Source organism: Ureaplasma zalophigenitalium, from assembly GCF_025780055.1.
Lineage (GTDB): Bacteria > Bacillota_I > Bacilli_A > Mycoplasmatales > Mycoplasmoidaceae > Ureaplasma > Ureaplasma zalophigenitalium.
Genome location: NZ_JAOXHJ010000015.1, coordinates 1 through 1364, shown reverse-complemented (window position 1 = coordinate 1364; position 1364 = coordinate 1). Strand labels below are relative to the sequence as shown.

1 protein-coding gene is annotated in these 1364 nt (G+C 28.5%); it reads left to right on the top strand.

Annotated features, from left to right (window positions below):
* The first annotated feature begins 143 nt into the window (after positions 1-143).
* The gene (locus OF365_RS03140; RefSeq protein WP_263818162.1) at positions 144-1316 is read left to right on the top strand and encodes a restriction endonuclease subunit S; all 1173 of its coding nucleotides are present in this window, start codon (positions 144-146) and stop codon (positions 1314-1316) included.
* Positions 1317-1364 lie beyond the last annotated feature (48 nt).

Sequence of the window (1364 nt, the reverse complement as noted above, 5' to 3'; positions counted from 1 at the left end):
AAAATATGCGCAAACACTAGCTCAAATTAACAATGAATTAAGAGCTAGTGAAATTGAGTTAGCAAATATGTTAAAAGATTTAAAAGCAGATGAATATGATTTAAAAGCGATTAATGAATTAATTGATCTATTAGGTGATAAAAATGAATAATAAGTTAGTTCCTGCTATCAGATTTAAAGAATTTACAAACGATTGAGAACAGAGAAGAGTGGGAGATTTGCTAAGAAGTTCCACTATCAAAAATAATGGAAAATATGATATAAATCATTTTTTATCGGTCGCTAAAACGGTAAAAAGTAGAGAGATCCCTAGGGATATAAAATTAAAAACATTAGATAATTACAATATATTAAAATATGGAAATATAGTTTACGAAGGCCACACAACAAAAGAACACCAGTTTGGCTTCTTAGTTCTTAATTTACATAAGACAGGCATTATAAGCGATATTTTTAGTATCTTTGAATTTATAGATCAGCAAGATTTATATTTTTGAAAATATCTATTAGCTAACAACAATATATTTAAATATATATTAAAAGACTCTACAAAATCAGGAATTATGATGAATTCTATTGTTAAAAATGATTTCTATAAAAAGAAATTAAATGTAGGAATATCTGTGAAGGAAAGTGAGCTAATTGGCCGTCTGTTTAATCGAATTGATTTATCCATATCACTTCTTCAGTGTAAGTTAGAAAAGCTAAAAAATCTTAAAAATAACCTTTTAGAGAAGATGTTCGCAGATGAAAAACACCCTTTTCCAAAGATCAGATTTAAAGAATTTACAAACGCTTGAGAACAGAGAAGAGTGGGAGATTTGTTTATTTTGACACGCGGAACCGTTGTGTCGACTAACAAATTATCCAAAATAAAAACATCCCTGTTTAAATACCCGGTTTATTCTTCTAAAACAGTAAATGAGGGACTTTTGGGTTATTATGATAAATATTTATTTGAAAACTGTATTACCTGAACTACTGATGGATACGCTGGCAATGTAATGTTTCGTCCGGGAAAATTCTTTTCAACAAATGTTTCTGGGGTATTATTAGGTTCTCCGAAGTATTCAAATTATTGCACTGCGCATAGTTTGAATAATGTTGCATACAAACATGTTTCTAATTCAGGAATACCAAAATTAATGAACAATGTGATGCAGAATATTAAAATATGATTACCTCAAGCAACTGACGAAATAAATAATTTATCCCATCTATTAGAAAAATGAAGTGTTACCATATCACTTCTTCAGCGTAAGCTTGAAAAAATGGAAAACATTAAAAACACACTTTTACAAAAAATGTTTGTGTAAATTACAGAATGAGCAACTAATTTTAAAAGTGTGCTCATTTTTTATAAA